Below are 26,491 nucleotides of genomic sequence, written 5' to 3' on the forward strand. Positions count from 1 at the left end.
AAAAAGAAAAGTAGGTAGAAATTATGAATTATAGAGAATTAGCAGCCACGATTATTGAGGATATCGGTGGGGAAAAGAATATTCGTCAACTCACTCACTGTGCGACACGATTACGCTTTAATTTGAAAGACGAATCAATCGTTGCAGAAGAAAAACTAAGAAATACAACAGGTGTCATGGGTGCCGTAAGTAAAGGTGGGCAATATCAAGTAATTATTGGTAGTGACGTTGGAAATGTTTACAAAGAGGTCATGGACCAAACATCAATTGAAACAAAAGAAGATTTCGGTCCTTCTAGAAAAAAAGGTGTAGCTGCTGTTATTGATACGATTACCGGCATTTTCACCCCTATCCTGCCCGCAATTACTGCTTCTGGGATGCTTAAAGCAGTATTGTCTTTATTAGTTGTTTTTAACTGGCTTTCTGTAGAGAGCCAAACCTATCAAATCTTGAATTTTATGGGTGATGCGGCCTTCTACTTCTTACCTATTCTACTTGCCGCTTCCTCTGCACAAAAATTTAAAACAAATATGTATTTAGCAATGATGCTTGGCGGAATCTTACTACATCCGAGTTTTGTTGCGATGGTCACACAAGCAAAAGAAGCCGGAACCGCGATAAGCTTAATAGGTCTTCCCGTTTCAGCTGTTTCATATTCATCATCTGTTATCCCGATTATTTTATCAGTATGGTTTATGTCTTATGTTGAACCGATTGCAGATAAAGTTTCACCAAAAGCTATTAAATTTTTCAGTAAACCGTTACTTACTATTTTTGTCGTAGGAACCGTTAGCTTAGTGGCGATTGGGCCATTAGGTTATATCATCAGTGATGCAATTTCAAATGGTATTACAACACTGGAATCATTAAGTCCCTGGTTAGTTCCTGTTCTACTTGGAACATTCACCCCACTATTTGTTGCAACAGGAACACATTACGGTTTAGTCCCAATTGGAATCAATAACCGTATGACAATGGGCTACGATTCAGTTATTTATCCAGGAATGTTGGCCTCTAATGTCAGTCAAGGAGCCGCTTCTTTAGCTGTTGGTGTAAAAAGTAAAAATAAAGAACTGAAGCAATTAGCTTTTTCTGCTGGTTTAACAGGAATTTTCGGTATTACTGAACCTGCTCTTTATGGGGTCAACTTGAAATATAAAACACCTCTTTACGGAGCCATGATTGGTGGTGGACTTGGTGGTCTTTTCATGGGGATTATGAAAGTCAAAAACTTTACAGGCGGTTCTCCCGGTTTATTGACCCTTCCAAGCTACATCGGTGACAATACCTTATCATTCTTCTATTCAGCTTGTATCGGTGCTGGAATTAGTGTTATTGCTTCATTTATCGCTACTTTTATTTTATACAAAGATAAGCTAGAGGAACCTACGACTATTGAAGATGCACCTACTTTAAAAAGAACGATTGAAAAAGAAACTTTAGTATTTGCACCACTTACTGGAGAAGTCCATTCTTTAAAAGAAGTCAATGATGGCGTTTTTTCAGAAGGAATTTTGGGTGAAGGTATTGCAATTATCCCAACTGAAAACAAAGTCTACTCGCCTGTTAACGGAGTAATAACGGCTACGTTTGATAGTGGACATGCAGTAGGAATTACCAGCGATGAAGGCATAGAAATCCTTGTTCATGTTGGAATTGATACCGTCCAAATGAATGGTGAAGGGTTCAATTACCTTGTGGAAAAAGGACAAAATGTCGAAGTCGGGGATGCTTTACTGACATTTGATATGGGCTTAATCAAAGAACACGGCTATAATGTAATTACGCCAGTTGTCATTACAAATTCAGCATTAATAGGAGATATTCTAAATACTGAAACAGGCGCGATTCAAGTAGGAGACAACCTATTTAAAATTTATGGCTAGGAGAAAACGTTGCTGAAGTAAGAAAATGCTCAGCGGTTTCCAAATTATTTGCTATAATCGTAAGAGGTTGGGACAGGAGTTGCTTCTGTACCCACCGTTTATTCGGATAAAGAGAGGCTGGGACATAACTTTATAAGTTATGAAGTTATGTCCCATGCTCTTAATCTTGCATTGAACAAAGTTATCTACTATAAGTTTAATCCACAACAGATAACAAGAACTTTTTTCCTCACACTGAATTGCTGATAATGATGATTTATTAATCAAAGTTATCAACAAGTCTTACTTAAACTACTATTTACTAGGGAACTTTTCCTTTTATCCGATAATGTAGCTTTAGTGGAGGCCTTCAACTCTAGCATTTCTCATGCATAGAAGTTTTTGAGAGCCACACGTATTCTTTCAATTCTTAAGGTATGTCACGTTCCTACCAACACCCACATCATTCTCCTCGCATCTCTCATCCCCCCCCTTTAAATCAGCGTTTCTATTCAAACAAACCGCCTACTTATGATACGGTTCTCCTTTATTAATTCGATACGCACGATAGATTTGTTCGACCAAGATAAGCTTCATCAACTGATGCGGATAAGTCATCTTACCAAATGAGAGCTGTTCGTTGCTGCGTTTCATGACTTGATCACTTAAGCCTAGTGATCCACCGATGATAAATGTGAGTTGGCTTTTTCCTCTTATACCGAGGTCATCAATTTGTTTGGCGAAGGCTTCGCTACTTGGTTGTTTCCCATTAATCGCTAAGACAAAAACAAATTCCTGCTCTTTGACTTTGGCTAGGATTCGTTCGCCTTCTTTTTCCTTCACTTGACTCATTTCTGCTTGGCTCAGATTTTCTGGTGCTTTTTCATCTGGAACTTCAATTAGATCGATTTTTGCATACTTTGAAAGGCGCTTTGTATATTCTGCTATTCCTTGCACCAAATATTTTTCTTTAAGTTTTCCTACTGTAATAATTTTTATATGCATAATTAAATGGTCCTTTCACTTTTTCCTTCTATATAATAACAGTTTACCATGAAATATCTCCTGATATTTTCTCCTATTTCCACTCATCGAATTTTTTTATCCACTTTTCCTCTTCCCACAAAATTCATATTTCCCCTAAAATTATCCTTTATCCGAAGTCAGACGCGTTGATTTCCTTCTAAATTCTCTCCTTTTTAGTAAATCTGCGGTATTTTTCAAAGATTTCCCCAACCACTTCAATTCTCCTACTGTGAGTTACCAACAGACTTATGCACATTACCCACAGGTTTATCCACAGAACACTTGCCAAAAAGCCCTTATTTTGCAAGAAAAAGGGACGCAAACGTATATTCCCCACCTAGTTATCCACTTTATCCACAGCATTGTGCATAACTTTCCTTACTATTTCCTCCTAAAACTTCCCCGTTTTTCCACATTTGATGGGGATAACTCTCGATTCTTCACTTTTTGAAAGATTTTTTTCCAAACCTTGTTCATAAAAAGTTCAAAGTCCCATAGTAGACTAATCTTATCGAAAGAGATTATACTTATACTAGTAAGTATCATACAGGAGGAAAAGCAATTATGGAAAATAATAATTTAACACCCAAAAAGAAATCGTCTGGCTTTTGGAAAAGATTTGGTGCAGGCTTGGCAGGAGGATTAGTCGGTGGTGCAGTAATCGTCGGTGGTTTTTATCTAGCAATGGGCTCAAGCCTTAACACAGCCCAAAATACGAATAACTCAAATAATTCTACTAATAATAGTAGCGAAACGACAGTCAGTCCAATGAAGGTTGATGTCAATTCAGATATTACTGATGCGGTAAACAAAGTCCAAGATGCAGTTGTTTCCGTCATTAATTTACAAAAACAACAACAATCAAGTGATTTTAGTGGACTATTTGGTAGTCGTCAAGAGGAAAAGTCAAATAATAAAAACTCTTCTGGTGATTTAGAAGAAGCGAGTGAAGGAAGTGGGGTCATTTACAAAAAAGATGGAGACACTGCATACATCGTAACCAATAACCACGTGGTTGAAGGACAGGATGGTTTAGAAGTTCTATTAAAAGATGGCACAAAAGTTTCTGCTGAATTAGTTGGAACAGATGTCTATACTGACTTAGCTGTGTTAAAAATCAAATCAGATAAAATTTCGGCTGTTGCCACATTTGGTGACTCAGATAAGATTAAAGTCGGTGAACCTGCAATCGCAATCGGTTCTCCATTAGGATCAACTTATGCAAACTCTGTTACTTCAGGAATTATTTCTTCACTGAACCGACAAGTGGTTATGCAAAGCGAATCTGGTGAAACTGTTGCAAATGCCAATGCCATTCAAACAGATGCAGCGATTAACCCTGGGAACTCTGGTGGCCCACTAATTAATGCAGCAGGTCAAGTAATCGGGATTAACTCTAGCAAGATCGGTTCAACTCAAGAAAGTACCTCTAGTGTTAGTGTAGAAGGAATTGGGTTTGCTATTCCAAGTAATGAAGTTGTCAATGTCATCAACCAATTAGAAGCTGATGGAAAAGTGACTCGTCCTGCTATCGGGATTTCTATGCGTGACCTTTCATCAATCTCTGCACAACAACAAAAGGAAATCTTAAAGGTTCCTAGCTCTATTACAAATGGGGTCGTTGTTGTTGACGTAACGAACGCAACACCTGCTGAAAAAGCCGGTATTAAACAATATGATGTCATCACAAAAATTGATGGAAAAGAAATTAGCTCTGGCGTTGAATTACAATCTATGTTGTATAAGAAAAAAGTTGGTGATTCAGTAAAAATTACATTCTACCGTGCAGAAACAGAAAAAACGGTAACTGTTGAATTAACTATCGACCAATCTGCTTTACAAACAACTAATAAACAACAATTAGATCCAGAAGAAGGAAACTAACCTTTCCGACACGCATACAAACAGGAAAAAAGAGGCGTGAGAAAATAATCTCACGCCTCTTTTTTGGACTTTTTTAAGCACCCACAGTGAACGCTTCTCCAACAACCGCATCAAACGGTAATTCAAGAATCCCTTTTTTCTCTGGTGCATTAGGAACTTGTAATTCTTTCGCAGAACAAATCATGCCATAACTCTCCACGCCACGTAATACACCTGACCAGATAACTAATCCATCCGGCATCATCGCGCCAGGTTTTGCCACAACCACTTTTTGTCCGGCTTTAATATTTGGTGCCCCACAAACGATTTGTAACACTTCGCCTGGTGCCACTTCAGTTTGTGTAATCGATAAATGATCTGAATCAGGATGTTTTTTACAGCCTTTTACGAAACCAACCACAATCTTAGGCTCATTATCAGCGACTAGTTCTTCCTCAAAACCCGCTTGCTTAATCAAACGATTCAATTCAGTAATTTGTTCATCTGTTAATGAGACTTGACCAGCCCCTTCAATCGTTAAATAGTCTGAAACATGGAAAAAATTCCATGCTACGACTGTTCCTTCAATCGTTTGAACTCGCGCCACATTTCCTTTACGCTCAACCTTGTTCTCTAATTCATTATCATTGGCAATAATCACCATTAGTGTATCGCCCACATGTTCTTTATTATATGCAGTTATCACGTGCGTACCTCCTGAACTCTTTTTTCACACTAGCTTAAGTTTAGCAGAATTTCCCCTGTCCGTCATGAGAAATTTTTCATGAAAAATAAATCCCCACTTCAAGGCTGTTTCCCACCAATTAAAATCTGTCGGAAACATAAGCACTAACAATTTTAATATTATAAAGAACTAGCCAGCATCCACCTCTCAGTCACACACTCAGCCTATTAACACTTTTCTAGCCGTTTTTTACATATACACTACTATTCTACTGGATGGTAAACTAAATAAGAAAACGCTTTTTATCACACCGTTTTTAGTAGAAAAGTAGAGGAGCCCTATGGAAAAATTGAGAATTGCCATCTGTGATAACATTCCTATTGTAGCTAGTGTGCTTGAAAATTACTTAGGAACCTATCCAAAATGCAGCTTTGAGTGCGACTGTTTTACTAAAAGTCGGAAACTAATTGACGCGCTTCAAACGACCCATTACGACATCTATTTATTAGAGGCTGTCATGTGCGGGAACAATGGACTAGACGTTGCACGTGCCATCCGAAAAAAAGATTTAGATGCCTATTTGATTTTTGTTACTTCACATGCAGAATATATGAAAGAAGCTTTTCAATTTAATACCTTCGACTATTTATTAAAGCCAATAAATAAAAGTCAATTATATCAAGTAATAGACCGTATCCTGTTGTTCAATGAAAAACGAACAGATACATTCTGTTACCTAAAAGGGCATAATCAATTCCTTGTTTCTTTAAATGATGTCCTTTATTTTGAAAAAAGTGGCCGTTATGTTGTAATGCGAACAAAAAATGGAATGGATAAGTTTATCTTGTCAACAAACGAATTACTAAAGAGGCTGAACAGAAATTTTATCCAAATCCATGCTTCATTTATTGTTAACTTGAATTATTTAAAGATGTTCTCTAATAAACAGGTAGTTCTCTCAATTGTCCATGAACCCTACGAAGAAACTATCGAATTACCTATCAGTAGAAGGTTCAGTTTACAAGTTCAAGAAAGTATCAATCAATTTACAAGCTGAGTATTAAGTTACTGTAGATAGCCATGCTCACTGAAGAGCAAAGAGAGATTTCTTCAATCAGAAATCTCCTCCATACATATTTTTCTCAAAAAATTCTCTTCTACTAACCCTTTGTGGTCAATAAAGATGAGTGTTTTCCCAGCCTCATACGCCTCTTTCATGAGTGCCAATACTTTTGCAGAGCTTCTAGCATCTAATGCTGAAAAGGGTTCATCTAGCAAAATAATCTCTTTCTCCTGATAAAACGTTCGACAGATAGCTAGACGCTGCATCTGCCCACCTGATATTCCAGATTGTCTCGAAATATCTGTCTCCAGTCCGTTATCCAAACTAGTTAACCACTCAAGTAGACCCACCTTTTTTACTAAATCAAGGACTTTTTCTCGATTTGGTCTTTCTTCAAAACAAGTAATATTTTGTAGAATCGTGCCTGAGAAAAAGACTATTTTTTGAGTGAGCAAAGCAGTTATTTCTTGAAGCGTTCTTTGGTTAGCTGACAATCGTCCACTAAACGGCCTTCTTGTCCCAGCTAAAATAGCCATCACTGTTGATTTTCCAGAGCCATTTTCACCACAGACTTGGATAAACTCATTTGTTGTTATAGTCAGTGGAGGAAAACTTATTTTTGTCTTTCCCCAACGGTAAGTAAGATTTTCTAAGACAAGTGGGACACTACAGGGTTTTGTCAGAGTTGATTGACCATCAGTTGTCTGTAGATGATCTAATTCATCAATTTTACGAATGGTTACCACTGATTTTTGCAGCTGCGTATAACTCTCAACTATTTGAGCAAGTGAAGAGTTTAAAAAACTAGTCACACTAAATAAAGCAAGGACATCGCCCAGTGGAATAGCCAAAAGATGAAAAGCGATAAATAAAATACCTAGCTCACGAAGCATGTTGGTAGCTCCACCCAAAACACTAATTTGAGCAAGAATTTTCCCCTTCGTTCGATTAATTTTTTGGTGATTAACTAGGAGAACAGCTAACTTTTCAAGAAAATAAACACTCTTTGGATAAAAAAGTAACACATGCCTATTTTCTAATATATGATGAAATCCTCCCCAAATTTTCTCGCCATTCTCTCCTTCCTGCTCTTCCAAATGCTCTAACTTACTAGCTAAAGGAATCACTCTTGTATAAAGTAAGGCGGTCAACAACACCAGAAGTAAGATTTTCCAGCTCCACAGAGAGGTAGTAAGTGACATCAATACCAACGTCACTATCACCATAACAAACTGTGGAATCACTTGTTTTACTAACCGAGATAAGTCAGAAAAATATTGCTTATAGACTTTCATCGAATCTTGAATATCCCCATTCTCATCTAAATCATAGGTCAAAAAATTTTTAAAAATTGTCTCTCGACGTTCATTTATATACATGCTCATCTTTTTTTCTATCTTTTGGCTACTCCAAAGCGAAATGAGCGTCAGCAGAATAGCAAATATTCCTGTATAACCGAGCTCTTTCATACTCGCTTTGTCTGCAATAAAATTAATAAAAAGCCGTTGTAAATTAATTATGCTTATTTGGGTAATACTACTAACAATCGCCCCAAACAAAACGATTATAAGAACTACGTGAATTTCCTTACCTAAGTTTCTAATCACGAATTTTATATTATTCACACGCCCTCACCTCTCATAATTCGATCATTGCATCAGCGATCTCATCAAATGTTTTATCGTGCGTAGAAATGATAATTATTTTCCGATGCTTCTTATCGTTAAGCCATTCTCTCACCCTTTTTCTATTATTTTCATCTAATGCTGAGGTTGGCTCATCCAACAACCAGATGGGTCTATCAGAATATAAAAGACGCAACAAGTTAATTAATTGCGTTTCGCCTCCTGAGAATCCTTCTTGCATAGAAATATTTTTTATAAGCTCTTCTCTCTCTGTTTCAAGTAATGGCGAATTCCCAAAAAATATATTTTCTTTGACTGTTCCCTCAAAGATTGTGTTCTTCTGTGATACATAGGCCACGAGTCCACACATCTGACTAGCTGTCTTCTTTTGATTATTCACGAAAATCTGCCCTTGCGAGAGAGGGTACAAGCCGCTGATTAACTTTAATAACGTTGTTTTCCCACAGCCAGATTCCCCCTTAATTACATAAAGTCCTTTTTGGGAAAAATCATAGGAAAAAGAACGGATAATTTCTCTGTTTTCAATAGAATAAGAGAGGCTCTTTGCAAGAAAGCTTTGAATCGCTTCTAGGTATTCCTCTCTCTCCGTTTTCTTGATAGACGAATAAAATCAGCGGTATTTTTCGTAGATAGACAGAAGGTTTTCTGTTTCTTGATTAACCTGAACATATTCCCCAATGGCCTGTGCTAGGTAGCTTGAAGTCATTGTCGAGGTTATTAACATCCCTAACTGAACGTCCGTCGATAAAAAAGAGGTTGCTAATAAGGAGATACTTCCCACGACCACATTAAAATATCTGAAAAACATGCTTAGAGTCGATTCAACTAGTTTTTTTCTTACCAGTCTCTGTAAATTATTGTGTAGGTGCGCATTAAAACGACTCATCAAATGTCCCTCTAAATGATAATTTTTTATAAGCTCAATTCCTTCAACGGCCTGTTCAAAATCCTCATTCAGCACTTCCTCTGTTTCAACTACTGCTATATTATAAGGAACTACTTTTTTAGAAAAATTCTTAACAAAAAAAGTAATTGCCACTAAAATAAAGTTGACCAACAGAACCTGCCATCCTAACAAATAACCGATTCCCATCAGTAAAATCGCTATTTTCAGCAGCTTAAAGTACTTACTGGGAACAGTTACCAACGAGTGAGCTAGGGAAGAAGCATTTCTAAAAATCTCCGTTGCCATGCCCTCAGCTAGCTTCTCAAACTCAGGCTCCTGCATTTGAACCAGTGCCTCAACCACATTCTTTCGCAAATAATTCTCAAAATCTGCTTTATATTCATAGGAATAAGCGATTGTAAAATAGTAACTTCCCATAAATCCAATAAGATAGATCACCGAAATTAGTAACCACCTAACTGCTTCTCCTCTTATAACGCCATCTACAACAAAGCTATACAAGAAAATCAAACTTGAAAAAAAGAATTCCGTCACACATGGCAAAACTAATAATTTATAGATTTTTTGAGAAGATTCTCGTATATAAATGAAAATAATTTTATTCATGGTAGGTTCTTCCTCATTCTGACAGATGAGAAACTTACTTAAACAAGACAAATTTCTCTGCACCCTCAATGCTTTTATACGAATCCTATCACTAGTTTCTATTTCTAAAATTAGTATGTAAAGAATAACCTGTTCGATGTAACAATTAACAAAATTCTCTTCTGAAACTTTACCAAAAACCTAAAAAAGTAGTAGAAAGCCATAAATCAGCTTACTACTACTTTAAGGTTATTCCGTTATGTGACTAGCGTTTCTTCAAGAGACTCCTGTTTAACGAAAAAAACATTTTCATGTACTTCTTCTACATCAAAGCTCTAGTTTCCCTATTAGTCCACTTCTTTGGTTTCTTCTGTTGTAGAGACCACAAGCACATCACACAATGCTTCTCGAATAATATAACTTGAGACACTGCCGACCATAAAACGTTCCACGGCGTTTAAGCCGGATTGTCCCACCATAATTAAATCAATTTGATACTTTTTAGGTAGTTGATGAGCCATCGCTTCTTTGGCTGAACCATAAGCAATAATGCCTTCCACTTTATTATAATTGACAGACTTACCATATGCTTTGCAGTCTTCAATCAGTTTTGTTGCATCTTCCGTTTCTTGATCAATCAAGGTTTGGTTCATTGGTGTGTAGCCCATAAAGTTATAGTATTGTTGATCAATGACCTTGGCTACATAGACTGTTCCTTGGTTTCTTCGTGCAACCTCTACAGCTTTTTTAAAGGCGGCATCTGCTTGTTCGCTCCCGTCGATTCCCACCAAAATATGTTTGTATTCTTGTGTGCTCATCTCTTACCCCTCCAATAACCTTTTATTTTTGAACGCTGCGTATAAATGTTTCAATCTCTTCTTTGGTTTTGCGGTCCTTATTCACCAAACGACCTAACTCTTTGCCATCTTCTATCACAACAAAACTAGGAATCCCGAATATATTCCATTCAACCGCCACATCCATAAAGGCATCTCGGTCTACTTCGATAAATTGCCATTCAGGAAAATCAGCTTCAATTTCAGGCATCTTCGGTTTGATAAATGTGCAATCGCCGCACCAACTAGCTGTAAAAAAGAAGATACTCTTTCCTTTCTCAACATAGCTAGCTAATTCTTCAAGATTCTTTGGTATAATCATATATTCAGCCCACTTTCTTTTTTCTCTACTTAAATTATACACGTTTCTCTCAAATGAACAAAGACAAGCCATCGGGAAATGCCCCACCTACAAATAGTTTTTGTACTATCTGTTCGCTAAAAAATAAAAATTCCTATCCACTCAGATTTTTTCTTAACTTTGTACCCACCTTCTGCTCCTTAACAATCACCTTCACAACCGCAAAAAAAACGAGAAGCGTAAAGCGAGGCTGCTGAAAAACACTCACAAAAAAACAGTGGAATTCTTCAAAAAAAAAGAATTTCACTGTTTTTTGTGTATTTTCATAATAATAAAGGGAATCTACCCTCTATTTCCCCGTATTTTCCTTTTCTAACTTGATAATTCGTTTCATATTAGCTAAAAACAGCGTACTCGCCCCTTGGATGGTCATCCCTAATAGACCACAGCTTTGTGCGGTTCCATAATTGTATCGACCTTTCAACTCCGCATTCTTAGCCTCTATTTTATACCGCTCTTTATAAAGCTCTTTAAATTCTTCGGTTTCCATATAATCCATATGAGCGATATGTGTATCTGACTTTATTTTTACTGAGAAAGTTTTTGTTTTCGCTCCATCAGTATAACAACCCTCGCGAAACGGACATCTTTTGCATTTTTCCACGTCAAAGAAATAGGCCTCTACACGCGAGTCTACTCCCTTTTTATCGCATTTACTTCCTGACTTTCTCTTTTTAATTGCCATGTGTCCTGCTAGGCAAACATACATTTCTGCATCTTTATTGTACGCGAATTTATCCTTGTTTTTTCCATTCCCATGAGTGACTGACTTACTTAACTTCGATACTAGTTTCATTCCGTTTGCTTTTGCGTAATTCAAATTATCCGTCTCTGAATACGCACCATCTCCAATAATTGCCTTGACTTCAATCCCTGCATGTTGGCTTTTTTCGACGAGTGTCTTCATTTCTTTGCCGTCAGGTTTTTCGCCACTGGTAATCGTCGCGGCTGTAACGATTCGTTCAGGAGTTAAAGCAAGGTGTGTTTTGTAGCCAAAAAAAGCGGTGTCCGCCGTCTTATGCCCAACTTTTGCCTCTTGATCTTTAGAAAATTCAAACGCTCCCTCTGTTTCTTCGATGCCTTCTTTTAAGTAATTCATTCGCTCCATCACGGCTGTGCAGTTATCAAAACCACCCTCTGTTTCAATCACTTTTATCACTTCATTTGCATAGTGGAGGGTGTCTTCAAGGATCCCCGTATGTTCCTTTTTCTTTGGCATTTTTTCTTTCATTTGAGGGGCAACAGCATACACGGCTTTTCTTACTTCTTTCGCTCGTTTGATAATTTCTTCTCTTGGCGAAACGTGTTGGAACATGGCATTCGAGTGGGTAGAATCTTGAATTAATTTATTTTCCACTTCAATTACGCCTTTGTCCAAGGCGATTTCGACAGTTTTTGTGAGAAGTAAGTCCAATAGATTCGTATTTTTCAAGCGTAGGTGACGGAACTTAGAAAGTAAGCTAGGAGCCATAAATTCAGTTTCTTCTGGTTCATATTCTAGGAAGTATTTCATTTGCATATCCGTACGTAAACGAGCAATCAAATCGCGGTCTGATAGCTTATACGAGGTTTTTAATAAGATTAGTTTAAAGAGGAGAATGGGGCATTCAGCTGGCCGACCAGCTGTTTCTGAATAATTTTGTTTTACTTCAGCATAAATAAAAGAAAAATCAACCGTTTCATTGATTTGTCTCCAAAAATTATCCTTTTCAATCAAAATATCATATAAACCTGAATACATGCCTACTTCTAAGCTCGTTTGACGTCCCTTATCTAGCATTTAAAACACTCCTTCCACTTCTTCTATTATACCAATAAATGGCTATACAATGGGTTTTTTATACAAAAAAAAAGAAAAATAGACGTTTTCTCAACCACTATTTTTCTTTATTTTTGTAAAATTGTCAGAGACTTTTTCAGCAGCCTCGCGTAAAGCCTCTCGTTTTTTAGCTTGTTTCGTTTTATTTATTTGCCGTAGACGATTGTGTTAACTGTTGATTTGTCTAAGCCTTTTAATGTGTGAATCAACATTTCTTTTGCTGCTTCGTAATCTTTAATGCTGAACATTGTTTGATGCGTATGGATGTAACGACCTACGACACCAATAACCGTACTTGGAATGCCATCATTTGAAGTATGCGCCGCACCAGCATCTGTGCCACCTTTGGATACGAAATATTGATAAGGAATATTGTTTGTTTCAGCAGTATCCAACAAATATTCACGTAAGCGTGGTAAGGTAATCAAACCTGGATCATAGATACGCATAAGTGTCCCTTCACCTAAATGACCAAATGTCCCATTTTTTGTTACAGTATCATCGGCTGCTGAACAATCAACGGCAAAAAACAAATCTGGGTTAAATTTGTGCACCGCGCCTTTTGTTCCGCGTAGACCAACTTCTTCTTGTACATTAGCCCCTGCAATTAAAGTATGACCTAATTTTTCGTCTTTTAATGCTTCTAAAGCTTCTAGGACAACCGTACAGCCGTAGCGATTATCCCATGATTTACTGATGATATTTTTCCCGTTAGCTGTTTTGATTGTTTCAACTAGAGGAACAATTGTATCTCCAGGTAACACACCATAACTTTCTGCTTCGGCTCTTGATTCAAACCCTGCATCAAATAAAATATCGGTTACTTCTAATTGTTTTTGACCACTTGTTCCACGTAATAAATGTGGTGGAATAGAGGACGAAATACATGGGTAATTGCCTTTACGTGTTTTCAAAGTGAAACGTTGGGCAGAAACTACGTAAGGGTTCCAGCCACCTAAAGGAACGACTTTAAATAAACCATTATCCGTAATTTGTGTCAGCATGAAGCCAACTTCATCCATGTGAGCTGCAACCATCACGCGTGGTGCATCGGCATCTTCATGATTTCTAAGACCAAATACCCCACCCAGTCCGTCATACTGCAGCTCATCAACAAGAGGCTCCATATGTTGTTCCATATACGCACGAATCTCGTGTTCAAATCCGCTTGTTCCTTGTAACTCCGTTAATTCTTTAATGCGTTGAAATGTTTTTTCTTCCATTCACAGCTCGTCAGATAGCCTAATAGCTACCAAACAATACCCCTTCCTTGCAATAAAATTTGGCAAGCAATTGATTGGCAGCAAACCAATCTTTTACTTGTCTATTCGTTTTACATTATACTCCTTTTTTTTAATAATTTAAGAGATTTAATTCTAAGATTTTTCATAGAGTATGGTAAAATATAAATAATCAAAAGAAAATGAATTTGTTTGCCGAATGGCGCAAAGGAGGAGGAATTCCTATATGAATGAAGACAATCAAATGAACTACTTTAAAGGTGGCCTAGCACTAGGAATGAGCTTTGGTTTAGTTGGGGGAATTGCTTCCACCATTTGGTATCATAAAAAACGGACACTAGGACCGGATCAAGTCCTTGAAGCAGTCAAAACAGCCTTTCTAAAAGAAGGACCCATCGATGGCTCGTGGATTTCGTTTGAAAAGCACCCTTTACGTAAATTTGCTGTTCGTTCAAACGGCTATCTTGGCGGAATTTCTCGTCTAGAGGATGGGCAGCTTGTCCAATATGAATTTATCGCTGATGCGTACACGGGTACGGTCATTGATGTGACGCGCATCAAAGAAGATTAAGCTAAACGTATAACGTAGTTCAACCAATCAATATAACCCTCTACTCGCTTGAAGTGTCAGCACATGAGTAGAGGGTTTTGATGTTTATTCTATTCTCAATTAATCCGTCAGACCAAAGCCATAATCATACACATGACCGACCTCGTCAACATACGGCGTCATATCTAATGGCACGTCTTCTTGTTGGGCTTCGACCGTCTCCATATTGGCTGGCATTTGGAAGGGTAATTTCCCTTTTGGTTCTTCGTTTCCTGAAAGAATCTCTAAGATAGCTTGGCTTTGTACGCCAAATTCAACTAAGATTGCATCCGCATAGGGTTCTATTTCCGTCATAATCGTTGGATTCTCCATTTTTAATACCACGACGACTCGCTTATCAGGGTAACGTTCTTTTAATTCTTTTACCTGCAGACCTTCTTGTTTGTTGATTGCACTGTTTGTCTTGCCATGATACGTACGCTCTTCTTCTACAATAGCTTTCACTCGACTAGTTGCGGCTACATAATCCCCATACTGTAAGCTGATTGGCAAGAAGCCTTTTTCTGTATCGTAAGAAGCTGTGATAGGTGAATCAGCGAAACAAATAATCACTTCAGCCTCGTCTGGCGTATCGACTCTCTCGTAATACTTATTCAAAATTTCTGTGTTAATTGGATCAATCTCTTGTGCTGGGATGACCTGACCGAACCAATTTTTGCTTTGTGTGCGAGAATTTTTTGGCACATAGACCTTTGTTTTCTTAGCGAGTGGCAAGACTTGTTTGTTTTTAAGTAAAACAATTGACTCAAGCTGTGCTTTAAACCCAGCCGCCATAAACGCTGGTTTTCCTACCGTATCTTTAGTTGCTTCAATATCTACATAAGGATTTTCAAACAGACCAACTTGCATAATATTGGTTAACAAACGTTTGGCAGATGCTTTGAAGCGTTCTGTAAACGCCGCTTCGCCAAACTCTTCCACGCCCATTTGATACGCAGCTAAAACTGGTTGTAATTGATTGTTTCCACCAAATTGATCGACTCCAGCCAGTAATGCTTTGTAATGTCGCGCCTCTTCACTCAACGCTTCGACACCCCAAGGCTTACCAGATAAAAAGTCATCCATACGTGGCGCATCCTTGGTAATGTTCCAATCCGTACAAACAACACCGTCATAATCGTAAGTTTCTCGTAGTAAATCTGTTACCAGATAGCGGTTAAAACCATTACCGACATTCTCATGATTTTTTTGATCAATATCATAAGAAATCGTGTAGTACGGCATTACAGCCGACGCTTTTTTTGTGCCGTCTTCTAACGCAAATGCCCCATGAATAAATGGTTTTAAATGCTCATCAAAGTTTTTCCCTGGGTAAACGGCGTATTTCCCATAAGCAAAATGTGCGTCTCTTCCTGACTCACCGCTACCACCACCAGGCCAATGTTTGACCATTGCATTTACGCTGCCACTTCCCCAGCCTTTTCTTTCAGGTGTTGTTTGGAAACCATCACAATACGCCTTTGCAAGTTCTGTCACGAGTGCCGTTCCTTCACCAAATGTCCCATCAAATCGCATCCATCTCGGCTCAGTTGCCAAATCAATTTGTGGCGATAATGCCGTCGCAATCCCTAACGCTCGATATTCTTGGCGAGCAATCTCACCAAATGTTTTGACCGTTTTTGGGTTGAAGGTCGCAGCGAGCCCAAGTTGTTCGGGCCATTTGGAAATATCTCCGCCAGCTCCCGAATTAAACTCCGTGTCTGCGCTTGTTCCGTGTCTTGGATCACTACTAATATTGACAGGAATTCCTAAGCCTAGTCCTTCTGAACGCGCTTGTAGATTATTGGCCCACTTTCCAGACACTTCTGCAGAGTCAACAGCAGTCAATAAAAAATGACGAACTTGTTGATTGACTAGAAAATCAATTTGTTGGTCAGTCAAATCAGAAATTTCCCCATCATATTCGGCAAAGTTTTGCCCATTATAAGTTCCACCAAATATTTTTGAGAAGGAATCATTCCCTGATGAAACGGCTTGGTGACTACTATACAGCATCAACCCAGCAATTTCTTCTATAGACAAACGTTCCGCTAAGTCAGCTACGCGCTCTTCAATCGGTAAGCGCCAATCTTCATACGGATCCAACTGTCCATTTTTATTTAAATCCTTAAACATCAAGCCATCTTCTTCTATTAATTGGACGGTTGAATCAGACGCAATTCCTAAAACGGGCCCTTCTTGATGTTCAATTTTTTGCCATTGTCCTTTATCTTCAATTTTGTACATAATGAACCTCCTCCAATTGTTTTTCACCCTTTATAGTAACACATCTCTTCTACTCAAAGCTTTCTTATAAGAGACACGTAACTTTCTGAATTCTTTCAACTAACAAGACAAGAAAGGGGGTAGAAGCCAAACTGACGCCTCATCCCCTAACTCCGATTTATTCAGTTTCAAGACACGTTTGTCCGTTACTTGCGATGACTTGTTTGTACCATTCAAAGCTATCTTTTTTCAAACGATCAAATGTGCCGTTTCCTTTATCATCCTTATCGACATAAATGAATCCGTAACGTTTAGACATTTCACCGGTTCCACCTGAAACCAAATCGATACAACCCCAAGGCGTATAACCGATTAAGTCCACGCCATCCTCAATCGCCTTGTCCATCTCAATGATGTGACGGCGAATATAATCAATACGGTACTCATCATGAATTTGGTTCGTTTCATCAATCACATCTACCGCACCCAGACCATTTTCTACAATCATCAACGGTACTTCATACCGATCATATAATTCGTTCAGCGTATATCTCAGGCCGACTGGATCAATTTGCCAACCCCATTCACTCGTTTCCAAATACGGATTTTTTAAACCGCCAAACAAGTTTCCGCCAACTGTTTCGCCATCCGAATATTCCGCAGCTGATGTACAGCTCGACATATAATAAGAGAAGGTATAATAATCGACAACACCACGTTTGATAGTAGCCAAATCTTCAGCTGAACGTTCAATTTGAATGTTTTTCTTTTTAAAGTATTCTTCCATAAAATACGGATATTTCCCTTTGACTTGTACATCACCGCAGAACCAATTTAACTTTTGATTCAGTTCACGACAGGCCAGCACGTCTTCAGGTTTCGCTGTTGCAGGATACATCGTAATGTACGCTAGCATACAACCAATTTTAAAGTCAGGATTAATTTTATGACCGGCTTCAACTGCTTTGGCACTCGCTACAAACATATTATGCAACGCTTGATACCGTTTCTCTTCATTGGCGGAATCATTCAGAATCCCCAAGAGCATCGTCCCCCCTAGAGGTAAGGTGCCAAAGTTAATTTCATTAAAGGTTAACCAATAGTTGACCTTATCTTTATAACGCGTAAATAAAGTCGTTGCATAACGAACGTAAAAATCAATGGTTCGACGGTCTAAAAAGCCATCATATTCTTCAGCCAAATGATAAGGTAGCTCAAAATGGCTGATAGTTACTAGGGGCTCAATGCCATGCTTTGCACATTCATCGAAGACTTCATCGTAAAAACGTAACCCTTCTTCATTTGGGGTCATCTCATCCCCTTTTGGAAAAATTCTTGACCAAGCAATACTCATACGGAAAACTTTAAAGCCCATCTCTGCAAACATCGCAATGTCTTCTTTGTAACGATGATAAAAATCAATCCCATCATGGTTTGGGTAATACTTATCGACATCGATTGTTGGCGTCATGACGCGGTGTGATGTTCGACTTCCGGCCACCATATGATCAGGAATACTTTCTCCTTTGCCACCTTCTTGCCAAGCCCCTTCGACTTGGTTAGCGGCAGTTGCGCCGCCCCATAAAAATCCTTTTGGAAATGTCATACTTGTTTCCTCACTTTTCTTTTAATTTTCAGTGGATTGTTTCAATCTATTTTAGTGAATCCGTTCATTCAGCTTGTTCGACTTTGGCCATTCAATCCGTTTAATTCGTTCAATCCGTGCCTTCTACTCTAACTATCTGCTTTGTTTTAGCGGTTCTATTTATAGCGTGTCAGCTGTTAGAATTCCGTCGCTAATAGATTGTCCGCTACTTCTACTTCAGAAGAATTCGTTGGTTCAATTTTTTTCAAATCATTACTATTTGTGATAACAACGGGCGTTTCAACCGAGAAACCACGCGCTTTAATTAACTCAATATCAAACTCTAATAATAAATCGCCTTTATTTACGTGGTCGTCTTGTTTGACGTGAGCCGTGAAGCCTTCTCCTTGTAATTGAACAGTATCCATACCCACATGAATCAAAATTTGTAAGCCATTATCTGCCGTCAGACCAATCGCGTGTAACGTTGGGAAGAGCGTTGTTACTACGCCTGAAACAGGCGCATAAAGTTTGCCTTCTTCAGGAAGAATCGCAACGCCTTTACCTAAGACGCCTAGAGAAAAAGCTTCATCTTTTATTTCACTTAAAGGAATAATTTTCCCTTTGATTGGTGCACTAACCATTTCTTCTGATTGCGCTGAATGTGTCTCATTATCCGTTTCTATTGCGTCATCTTTGAATAGTACATACGTTGCCACAAATGAGGAAATCATTGAAATGGCAATAGCGATGAAAAAGTGCATAAGAATCGTTGGGATCGCCATCTCACCACCAAAGAATCCTGGGAAACCGAAGATCCCCATCCCAGCCATTTGATAAACCAAAATACCTGAAAAACCAATATAGGCACCACCTAAGGCCGCTCCAATACAGCTAATCACAAAGTATTTGATGCGCGGTAAAGTCACCCCATAAATCGCAGGCTCAGTAACACCAAAGATAGCTGAAATCCAAGCCGGTAAAGCAATCGCTTTTAACTTTTTGTTTTTTGTTTTTAGCCAAATCGCAAAAACAACCGCTAACTGTGCATAAGAAGCACCTGTCGTTAAAGCAAAAATTGGTGTCGGTTGACCTGACATCATTTGAACAATCGCTACAGCAACTAAGGCGTTGTGAATCCCAAAAATCACCAAAATTTGCCATGTTCCACCAAGAATAATCCCCGCCAAAATTGGACTGAAGTCATAGACACTCATGATTCCATTCGCAATTGCATCTGAAACAAAATTCGCAGCCGGGCCGATTAAGATAAAGCCGATTGGAACAGCAATTAAAATTGTCAGCATTGGAACAATAAAGGTTTTGATGACATCTGGAATCACCTTGTTAAAGAATTTATAGATGACTGAAGCCAACAAGGTTGTCAAAATAACCGGAAGTACGGTACTTGAATACGTAACATTCATCTTAATGCCAACGATATTCAAATCAACATTTTGTAAGGTTGGGTACATAAGTGCTGCCCCGATAATTAACCCTACAAATGGATCCATCTTCAATTTTTTTGCTGTTGTATGGCCTAAAAGCACTGGGAAGAAATAGAATAAGGCATCGCCCATCCCGCTAAATAACGCATACAACCCGCCATCTTGATCAATCCAACCTGCAAATTGGAGAATCGCTAATAAACCCTTTAAAATTCCGCTTGCCATTAAAACTGGTAAAATTGGTCCCATGACATTCGAGATAAAATCGATCACGATATCGCCGGCGCTCATTTTTTTCTTTGTTGCGTTGCCAGTTGACTCCGACGTTTTGATTTGTGCTTGTCGCAAGACTTCATCATACACATCTGGCACATGGTTGCCGATAACCACTTGGTACTGTCCGGCACTCTTCATCAACGTCACGACACCATCCATGTTTTTAATGATCGCGTCATTCGCTTTTTTCTCATCCTTTAGCTGGAATCTCAAGCGTGTAACACAATGCGTCAAACTCTCAATGTTTTCATCGCCACCGACATTTTTGATAATTTTTGCTGCTAGTTCTTCATATTTTCTCATATTCTCACCTTCCAAATAAATTCGTTTGTTTTGCGAAGGTTTAGCCAACTTAATGTTACCATCCAGATATATATCAACAGCTTTTCCCACGATCCTCCTTGTTTTCTATGCTGTTTGAATCCTTTATACTTTTTTTGTTTTATACACCACTCGATGTATATGAATCGTCAAGTAAGCTTTTTCCTCATTGGTTAACGGATAGTTGTATTTTTGTTTAATAAACTCTTCAATCCGCAAAACACAGGTATAAGCCGCTTGGAATTTGTGTTCAATGACCTCCAACAAATCCTCTTCACCATCTTCATACATTTTTCCATTAATCACTCGCTGAGCAAAAAACTTCAGATGGGTGATAAAACGATAATAATAAACATTCTCTTCATCAAATTCCAAATTAAAGCTATATTTGACGATGTTTGAAAGCTCCTGCATAATCTTTGTGATTTCAACCATGTTATGCAAGTCTTCACCTAGCTCTGCATTGACAAAATGAATCGCCAAAAAACCCGCTTCATCTTCAGGTAACTTCACCTTTAACCTTGACTCAATGATTTTAAGGGCCGCAACGCCGATTTCAAACTCTTTTGTGTAAAAACGTTTGATATCAAAGAGCATCGCATTTCGTAAAATGGTTCCCTCATTCGTCCGTTTAATGGAATTATGAATATGGTCACTCAAGGAAATCAGAAGATTCTCACTCAATTGTTTGCCGACTCTAGCCTTGGCATACTTGATAATCTCGTTTGTCACTTCTAACTCTTCTGGATAAATTTCTAGTACCAACTGCTGAAAACGCTTCCTCGCTTGTTTATCCTTTAGTACAAAAATTTGATTACTTTCACTTTCTGGTAGCCAATCGCCGGCTTTTTTCTTAAAGGCAATGCCACGTCCACAAACAACTTGTTCTCTTTTATTCTCATCCAAAACAATCACAGCATTATTGTTTAGTACTTTATTTATTCTCATTTCCTTCCTCCTAAGAATGAAAAAACCCGTTCACAAATAAAGGCCCATATCGCCCTTATTTATAAACAGGTTTAGCTTGCTTTGCACAATTACTATCCTAGATATGCTTTTGTATAGTTAGATTATAACAATTACGAAAAAAAAGCAACCGTTTTCTTGAAAATAAAAAAGAATTCCCTAAATGAAACGAGGTATTTCCCGCTTCATTCGGGGATTTCTTTCATTCTAATCGTTTATTTTTTGTCGCCTTTTTCGTCAGCTAACAAGGCTTTTCTTGATAAGTTCACACGACCTTGTTTATCGATCTCAGTGACTTTTACAAGTACTTCATCGCCTAGCTTGATAACATCTTCCACGTTATTGACACGTTCATTCGCCAATTGCGAGATGTGAACCAATCCGTCTTTTCCTTTGATTAAGTTGATAAACGCACCAAATTTTTCAATGCGGACCACTTTACCTAGGTAAACTTCGCCAACTTTAACTTCTTTTGTTAACTCTTCAATAATCTTGATAGCTTTTTGAATCATATCAGCATCAGCAGAAGCAATACTTACATTCCCGTCTTGATCGATATCAATCTTCACGCCTGTTTCATCAATGATTCCGTTAATGGTGTCGCCACCTTTACCGATAACATCTTTGATTTTCGCAGGATCAATCTTAATCATTTCAATTTTCGGTGCGTATTCACTTAATTCGGCACGAGGCTCAGCAATCGTTGAAGTTAATTCTTCTAAAATTTCTAAACGAGCTTTTTTCGCTTGCGTTAAGGCTTCTGTTAAGATTTGTTCCGTAATTCCTTGAATTTTAATATCCATTTGTAAAGCAGTAATCCCATCTTTTGTTCCCGCAACTTTAAAGTCCATGTCGCCTAAATGGTCTTCTAATCCTTGAATATCAGTTAAGATTGTATAGTTTTCACCATCGCTCACTAAGCCCATTGCAATACCGGCTACGGGTGCTTTAATTGGTACACCAGCATCCATTAAAGCTAAGGTTCCAGCACAAATACTTGCTTGAGAAGAAGAACCATTTGATTCTAATACTTCTGCCACCAAACGAATGGTGTAAGGGAATTCCTCTTCTGTTGGGATAATTTGAGCCAAAGCTCTTTCACCTAATGCCCCGTGACCAATCTCACGACGACCTGGAGAACCCGCACGTCCTGTTGAACCAACAGAGTATTGTGGGAAATTATAATGATGGATAAACCGTTTATTTTCTTGAACCCCTAGGCCATCAATGATTTGATGTTCGCCAAGTGGTGCTAAGGTACATGCAGAAAGAGCTTGCGTTTGGCCACGAGTAAATAACCCAGAGCCATGAACACGTGGTAATAATTTCACTTCTGAAGCCAACGGACGGATTTCATCCAATTTACGACCATCAGGACGAATCTTATCAAGCGTAATTAATTCACGAACCACATCTTTTTCTAAATCTTCTGCAATTTGTTTGATTTCTTTTAGAAGACGTTCTTCTTCTTCATGACCAACAAATTTTTCAGCATAGACTTCTTTTACTTGGTCTTTCACTGCATCGATGTTATCTTCACGTGCCAGTTTTTCTTCCGTCATTACAGCTTCTTTCATCGTGCCGTAATACGCAGCAAAAACTTCTGATTTCAACTCTGCATCTACTTGAAGTAATTTGATTTCCATTTTTGGTTTACCGACTGCTGCGACAATTTCTTCTTGGAAAGCAACTAATTCTTTAATTGCTTCAAACCCGAATAATAAAGCGCCTAGCATATCTTCTTCTGAAACTTCTTTTGCGCCACTTTCAACCATGTTGATGGCTTTTTTTGTTCCAGCAACTGTCAACTCAATATCTGTTTTTTCTGCTTGTTCAACCGTTGGATTTAAGACATATTGACCATCTACACGACCGACATCAACCCCTGCGATTGGTCCATCAAAAGGAATATCTGAGATGGCTAATGCTAGTGAAGACCCAAACATTGCCGCCATTTCTGGTGTGCAATCTTGTTCTACACTCATGACTGTATTCGTGATTTGCACTTCATTACGGAAGCCTTCTGCAAACATCGGACGAATCGGACGGTCAATTAGACGAGCTGTTAACGTTGCATTTTCACTTGGACGACCTTCACGTTTGATGAACCCCCCAGGAATTTTCCCTACTGCATACATTTTTTCTTCATAATTAACAGTCAATGGGAAGAAATCGAAATCTCTGGCATCTTTTGAAGCAACTGCTGCACTAAGAACCACGGTATCTCCATAACGAACTAAGACTGCTCCATTGGCTTGTTTGGCAAGTTGACCAATCTCAACTTGTAGAGGGCGGCCACCCCAATTGGTTTTGAATACTTGTTTTTCTGACATAAATAGCTCCTTTTGCCTTTGTGAAAAGTAAGACGCTACTAAACAAATGAAAAACCCTAAACGAAACGATCGTCCTACCTTAGGACCTTTCATTTGGTTAGTAGAAGCCCGGCAAACTTTTCATAGGCGTTTTTTTTGAAGCGTAAGGTGCTTCCCTCCTAGTTTAACAAAATGATTTTTGCTAAATACTCATCTGAGACAATCAATAGCAAAAAAGTGAGATTCGCTTTGAACCTCACTTTTTCATTTTAATTAACGACGTAATTCTAAGCGTTTGATTAGTTCACGGTAACGTTGAACGTCAGTCTTACGTAGGTAAGCTAACAAGTTACGACGGTGACCAACTTTTTTCATTAGTCCACGGTAAGAATGGTGATCTTTTTTGTGAACACGTGCATGTTCATTTAGGTGATTAATTTCTGCAGTTAGTACAGCGATTTGTACTTCTGGAGAACCAGTATCTCCTTCGTGACGTGCATATTCGCTCATGATTTTATTTTTTTGTTCTTTTGACATTGCCATGTCTTCCACCTCTTTCTTTTAGATTCATCCCGTGACTGAGTAGAACGTTGGTGATTCGCTCAACCAAGTGACAGGCGGTGTATTACACACACGTATACTTTACCCGAAACTACACCAAATTGCAAGAAGTCTTTTCCTTTTCTCAAAGGATTTTCGAACAATTTCTCCCCCACTTTTTCCGATTTATGTTAAACTAAATAATGCAGAATGTTTAACAATCTGAATTCACCAAAGTCAATAAGCCATTTTACAGACACCTATTTTATTTTATTGGCTGCTTGAAAGGAGTATTTTTAACCCGATGAGTACAATTACAATGGATGATATTATCCGTGAAGGTCACCCAACGCTTCGTGAAGTGGCAAAAGAAGTGACCGTTCCCCTAACTCCTGAAGAGGTAGAACTGGGACAAGATATGATGACATTTCTAAAAAATAGTCAAGATCCTGTGAAAGCTGAGGAAATGAAGCTACGTGGAGGCGTTGGTTTAGCTGCCCCTCAATTAAATATTTCAAAACGAATCATTGCGGTCCACGTACCCAGTAGCGATCCTGAAGACGAGGAACCGATTTTGAGTGCCGTGATGTATAATCCAAAACTCTTAAGTCACTCTGTTCAGGATGCTTGCTTGGGCGAAGGTGAAGGCTGTCTTTCAGTCGACCGTGAAGTACCTGGTTATGTCGTTCGCCATGCCAAGATCACTGTTTCTTACATTGATAGCGAAGGAAACAAACAAAAAATTCGTTTAAAAAATTATGAATCCATTGTTGTCCAGCATGAGATTGACCATTTAAACGGTGTGATGTTCTACGATCACATCAGTAAAGAAAATCCATTTGCGCTTAAAGATGGGGTTTTAGTGATTGACTAAAAAAACGTGTTTTCCTGACGAAAATCTATCGTTGGGAAAACACGTTTTTGCTTATTGCCGTTTATTTGAACCTCGTTTATTCAGACTGATACAAGATTCCAGCCTCTAATAAAGCTTGTTTGATAGCTTCTATTTGTGCCTCTTCTTGATAGCGAATCGTATGCAAATGAATGCCCGCCGTCAACTGCGATAACAAGGAACCCTGACTTTTCTCGTATGATTTCATAAATAAATCAACGTCTTTTTCTGTCTTCAAATGTAACCCGCCAACCAACTCGCCATAGATGGGATGCTCCACGATGACATCAAGAATTTCGCCCCCGTGCTGGACAATCAATTCTAATTCTTGTCTCGTCTCATCTGGTCCATGATGGACAGCAATTTTACTGACCAACCCTTCTTGACTTGTTGACTTTTCTATAAGATACCCTCGAGCGGTAGCCACAATATCTTCCCCACCTGCACGCATTAGGGCAATATCTCCAACGATGATTTGTCGGCTCACACCAAATTGTTTGGCGAATTTACTCGCGCTAATTGGTTTTTCACTCACTAACAATTGACGGATAATTTCACTGCGTCGTAAGCTTCCTTCAATCACGCATTTTCCTCCTTCTCTAGTTTTCCTTTCTGATAGGCACGAGAATGCTTCATGATATCTTTGTATGTCTCCACAATGGTTTCTTTGTATGAAACTTCGGTTACTCGATTTTCAATTTTTTCAATGACTTGTTTTTCACGTGCAGAATCAAGCACTGGCTTACTACTATCCCCTTTGATTTCGGCGATTTTTGAAACGGCTGTCATTCGTTTTTCTAACAATTGGACAATCTGACTATCGACTGAATCGATTAGTTGACGCTGCTGGCTGAGTGCATCTGTTGACTCTTCCAATTCGATTTCCTTAATGACTCTTGCAGGATTTCCACCTACAACAACATTTTCGGGGAATGACTTAGTCACGACTGCGCCTGCTGCTACAACCACATTGTCACCTAACGTCACGCCTGGTGCCAAAATCGCACCACCACCTAACCAAACGTTGTTACCAATCGTGATAGGTTTGCCGTTTTCTAAGCCACTATTTCGCTTCACTGGATGTAAAGGATGCGTTGCTGTGTACAGTTGAACATTGGGGCCAAACATACAATTATCACCAATGACAATTGGGCACACATCTAAAAATGTACAGTTAAAATTGGCATAAAAATTTTCGCCAACATGAATATTGTACCCATAGTCAAAACTAAAGGTCGGCTCAACATAAACATGCTCGCCCGTTGTTCCAAGCGTTTCTTTTAAGAGCTGGCTACGAATAGCGTGTGTTTGCTCCGCATTGATTAACGCCATTTGTTCCCGAGCAAACTTACGATCCGCAATTAACTCAGGATCCGCAGAAAAATAAAGTTCTCCTGCGATCATTTTTTCTTTTTCACTTTTATAAGTTGTCATTTATT

Annotated in this window: 22 protein-coding genes; 5 read left to right on the plus strand and 17 right to left on the minus strand. The window is 38.6% G+C overall.

The genetic code is table 11. From position 1 onward, the window contains the following. The first annotated feature begins 23 nt into the window (after positions 1–23). Entirely contained in the window at positions 24–1,886 is a 1,863-nt protein-coding gene (locus IGI37_RS17125) for a beta-glucoside-specific PTS transporter subunit IIABC (protein ID WP_438763287.1), read from the plus strand. 504 nt (positions 1,887–2,390) lie between these two features. Here IGI37_RS17125 and rlmH read toward each other — a convergent pair. Continuing rightward, positions 2,391–2,870: a 23S rRNA (pseudouridine(1915)-N(3))-methyltransferase RlmH gene (gene rlmH, locus IGI37_RS17130; RefSeq protein ID WP_438763288.1), complete on the minus strand. Its 480-nt coding sequence runs from the start codon at positions 2,868–2,870 to the stop codon at positions 2,391–2,393. 585 nt (positions 2,871–3,455) lie between these two features. On the opposite strand from rlmH, the gene IGI37_RS17135 reads away from it, so the two are divergent. Beyond that, the gene (locus IGI37_RS17135; protein WP_438763289.1) at positions 3,456–4,775 is read left to right on the plus strand and encodes a S1C family serine protease; all 1,320 of its coding nucleotides are present in this window, start codon (positions 3,456–3,458) and stop codon (positions 4,773–4,775) included. Between the two features lie 73 nt (positions 4,776–4,848). On the opposite strand, the gene ytpR is transcribed toward IGI37_RS17135, so the two are convergent. Next, positions 4,849–5,460, minus strand: coding sequence for a YtpR family tRNA-binding protein (gene ytpR / locus IGI37_RS17140; protein WP_438763291.1), 612 nt, complete (start codon positions 5,458–5,460; stop codon positions 4,849–4,851). A gap of 319 nt (positions 5,461–5,779) precedes the next feature. Here ytpR and IGI37_RS17145 point away from each other — a divergent pair, with 319 nt between their 5' ends. Next, entirely contained in the window at positions 5,780–6,496 is a 717-nt protein-coding gene (locus IGI37_RS17145; protein ID WP_438763292.1) for a LytR/AlgR family response regulator transcription factor, read from the plus strand. 53 nt (positions 6,497–6,549) lie between these two features. On the opposite strand, the gene IGI37_RS17150 is transcribed toward IGI37_RS17145, so the two are convergent. The 7 genes from IGI37_RS17150 to pepA all read right to left on the minus strand — a co-directional run bounded on the left by IGI37_RS17150 (position 6,550) and on the right by pepA (position 13,879). Continuing rightward, positions 6,550–8,127: an ATP-binding cassette domain-containing protein gene (locus IGI37_RS17150; protein WP_438763293.1), complete on the minus strand. Its 1,578-nt coding sequence runs from the start codon at positions 8,125–8,127 to the stop codon at positions 6,550–6,552. Between the two features lie 13 nt (positions 8,128–8,140). Further along, entirely contained in the window at positions 8,141–8,746 is a 606-nt protein-coding gene (locus IGI37_RS17155) for an ATP-binding cassette domain-containing protein (RefSeq protein ID WP_438763680.1), read from the minus strand. Between the two features lie 12 nt (positions 8,747–8,758). Further along, positions 8,759–9,661 (minus strand): ABC transporter transmembrane domain-containing protein, encoded by a 903-nt coding sequence (locus tag IGI37_RS17160; protein WP_438763294.1) that lies wholly within the window; start codon positions 9,659–9,661, stop codon positions 8,759–8,761. Between the two features lie 326 nt (positions 9,662–9,987). Then, positions 9,988–10,458 (minus strand): universal stress protein, encoded by a 471-nt coding sequence (locus IGI37_RS17165; RefSeq protein WP_438763295.1) that lies wholly within the window; start codon positions 10,456–10,458, stop codon positions 9,988–9,990. A gap of 22 nt (positions 10,459–10,480) precedes the next feature. Then, a complete protein-coding gene (locus IGI37_RS17170) occupies positions 10,481–10,870 on the minus strand; it encodes a thioredoxin family protein (RefSeq protein WP_438763296.1) in 390 nt (129 codons plus the stop codon). Positions 10,871–11,126: 256 nt separating this feature from the next. Beyond that, entirely contained in the window at positions 11,127–12,617 is a 1,491-nt protein-coding gene (locus IGI37_RS17175; RefSeq protein WP_438759380.1) for an IS1182 family transposase, read from the minus strand. Positions 12,618–12,802: 185 nt separating this feature from the next. Continuing rightward, entirely contained in the window at positions 12,803–13,879 is a 1,077-nt protein-coding gene (gene pepA, locus IGI37_RS17180; RefSeq protein WP_438763297.1) for a glutamyl aminopeptidase, read from the minus strand. Between the two features lie 244 nt (positions 13,880–14,123). Here pepA and IGI37_RS17185 point away from each other — a divergent pair, with 244 nt between their 5' ends. Next, positions 14,124–14,468, plus strand: a complete 345-nt coding sequence (locus tag IGI37_RS17185) for a PepSY domain-containing protein (protein WP_438763299.1) — start codon at positions 14,124–14,126, stop codon at positions 14,466–14,468. A 99-nt stretch (positions 14,469–14,567) separates the two neighbouring features. Here the strand turns inward: IGI37_RS17185 and IGI37_RS17190 are convergent, their stop codons facing one another. The 6 genes from IGI37_RS17190 to rpsO all read right to left on the minus strand — a co-directional run bounded on the left by IGI37_RS17190 (position 14,568) and on the right by rpsO (position 24,163). Further along, entirely contained in the window at positions 14,568–16,733 is a 2,166-nt protein-coding gene (locus IGI37_RS17190) for a glycoside hydrolase family 3 N-terminal domain-containing protein (protein ID WP_438763300.1), read from the minus strand. 157 nt (positions 16,734–16,890) lie between these two features. Next, positions 16,891–18,318: a glycoside hydrolase family 1 protein gene (locus IGI37_RS17195; RefSeq protein WP_438763301.1), complete on the minus strand. Its 1,428-nt coding sequence runs from the start codon at positions 18,316–18,318 to the stop codon at positions 16,891–16,893. Between the two features lie 176 nt (positions 18,319–18,494). Further along, positions 18,495–20,324: a beta-glucoside-specific PTS transporter subunit IIABC gene (locus tag IGI37_RS17200; RefSeq protein ID WP_438763302.1), complete on the minus strand. Its 1,830-nt coding sequence runs from the start codon at positions 20,322–20,324 to the stop codon at positions 18,495–18,497. A 123-nt stretch (positions 20,325–20,447) separates the two neighbouring features. Further along, positions 20,448–21,290, minus strand: a complete 843-nt coding sequence (gene licT, locus IGI37_RS17205) for a BglG family transcription antiterminator LicT (RefSeq protein WP_438763303.1) — start codon at positions 21,288–21,290, stop codon at positions 20,448–20,450. A 233-nt stretch (positions 21,291–21,523) separates the two neighbouring features. After that, complete coding sequence (gene pnp, locus IGI37_RS17210) at positions 21,524–23,641, minus strand: polyribonucleotide nucleotidyltransferase (RefSeq protein ID WP_438763304.1); 2,118 nt, start codon at positions 23,639–23,641, stop codon at positions 21,524–21,526. 252 nt (positions 23,642–23,893) lie between these two features. After that, positions 23,894–24,163 (minus strand): 30S ribosomal protein S15, encoded by a 270-nt coding sequence (gene rpsO / locus IGI37_RS17215; RefSeq protein ID WP_438763305.1) that lies wholly within the window; start codon positions 24,161–24,163, stop codon positions 23,894–23,896. A gap of 301 nt (positions 24,164–24,464) precedes the next feature. Between rpsO and def the strand changes: the two genes are divergently transcribed. Continuing rightward, positions 24,465–25,034: a peptide deformylase gene (def, locus tag IGI37_RS17220; RefSeq protein ID WP_438763306.1), complete on the plus strand. Its 570-nt coding sequence runs from the start codon at positions 24,465–24,467 to the stop codon at positions 25,032–25,034. Between the two features lie 76 nt (positions 25,035–25,110). Here the strand turns inward: def and IGI37_RS17225 are convergent, their stop codons facing one another. Both IGI37_RS17225 and IGI37_RS17230 read right to left on the minus strand, forming a co-directional pair. After that, complete coding sequence (locus IGI37_RS17225) at positions 25,111–25,635, minus strand: transcription repressor NadR (RefSeq protein ID WP_438763307.1); 525 nt, start codon at positions 25,633–25,635, stop codon at positions 25,111–25,113. Then, positions 25,632–26,486, minus strand: a complete 855-nt coding sequence (locus IGI37_RS17230; protein ID WP_438763308.1) for a chorismate mutase — start codon at positions 26,484–26,486, stop codon at positions 25,632–25,634. Before IGI37_RS17230 ends, IGI37_RS17225 begins: the two co-directional genes overlap by 4 nt. Positions 26,487–26,491: the final 5 nt, after the last annotated feature.

Origin of the sequence: Enterococcus sp. AZ194 (assembly GCF_051713825.1) — a bacterium.
GTDB lineage: Bacteria > Bacillota > Bacilli > Lactobacillales > Enterococcaceae > Enterococcus_K.

Bases quoted from the DNA above. Each gene is read 5' to 3' on its own strand.
- IGI37_RS17190 (WP_438763300.1), bottom strand. From the start codon at position 16,733: ATGTACAAAATTGAAGATAAAGGACAATGGCAAAAAATTGAACATCAA.
- IGI37_RS17230 (WP_438763308.1), bottom strand. From the start codon at position 26,486: ATGACAACTTATAAAAGTGAAAAAGAAAAAATGATCGCAGGAGAACTT.
- pnp (WP_438763304.1), bottom strand. From the start codon at position 23,641: ATGTCAGAAAAACAAGTATTCAAAACCAATTGGGGTGGCCGCCCTCTA.
- IGI37_RS17185 (WP_438763299.1), top strand. From the start codon at position 14,124: ATGAATGAAGACAATCAAATGAACTACTTTAAAGGTGGCCTAGCACTA.
- IGI37_RS17200 (WP_438763302.1), bottom strand. From the start codon at position 20,324: ATGAGAAAATATGAAGAACTAGCAGCAAAAATTATCAAAAATGTCGGT.
- licT (WP_438763303.1), bottom strand. From the start codon at position 21,290: ATGAGAATAAATAAAGTACTAAACAATAATGCTGTGATTGTTTTGGAT.
- IGI37_RS17165 (WP_438763295.1), bottom strand. From the start codon at position 10,458: ATGAGCACACAAGAATACAAACATATTTTGGTGGGAATCGACGGGAGC.
- IGI37_RS17195 (WP_438763301.1), bottom strand. From the start codon at position 18,318: ATGACATTTCCAAAAGGATTTTTATGGGGCGGCGCAACTGCCGCTAAC.
- rlmH (WP_438763288.1), bottom strand. From the start codon at position 2,870: ATGCATATAAAAATTATTACAGTAGGAAAACTTAAAGAAAAATATTTG.
- IGI37_RS17160 (WP_438763294.1), bottom strand. From the start codon at position 9,661: ATGAATAAAATTATTTTCATTTATATACGAGAATCTTCTCAAAAAATC.
- IGI37_RS17175 (WP_438759380.1), bottom strand. From the start codon at position 12,617: ATGCTAGATAAGGGACGTCAAACGAGCTTAGAAGTAGGCATGTATTCA.
- def (WP_438763306.1), top strand. From the start codon at position 24,465: ATGAGTACAATTACAATGGATGATATTATCCGTGAAGGTCACCCAACG.
- IGI37_RS17125 (WP_438763287.1), top strand. From the start codon at position 24: ATGAATTATAGAGAATTAGCAGCCACGATTATTGAGGATATCGGTGGG.
- IGI37_RS17170 (WP_438763296.1), bottom strand. From the start codon at position 10,870: ATGGCTTGTCTTTGTTCATTTGAGAGAAACGTGTATAATTTAAGTAGA.
- IGI37_RS17135 (WP_438763289.1), top strand. From the start codon at position 3,456: ATGGAAAATAATAATTTAACACCCAAAAAGAAATCGTCTGGCTTTTGG.
- pepA (WP_438763297.1), bottom strand. From the start codon at position 13,879: ATGGAAGAAAAAACATTTCAACGCATTAAAGAATTAACGGAGTTACAA.
- IGI37_RS17145 (WP_438763292.1), top strand. From the start codon at position 5,780: ATGGAAAAATTGAGAATTGCCATCTGTGATAACATTCCTATTGTAGCT.
- rpsO (WP_438763305.1), bottom strand. From the start codon at position 24,163: ATGGCAATGTCAAAAGAACAAAAAAATAAAATCATGAGCGAATATGCA.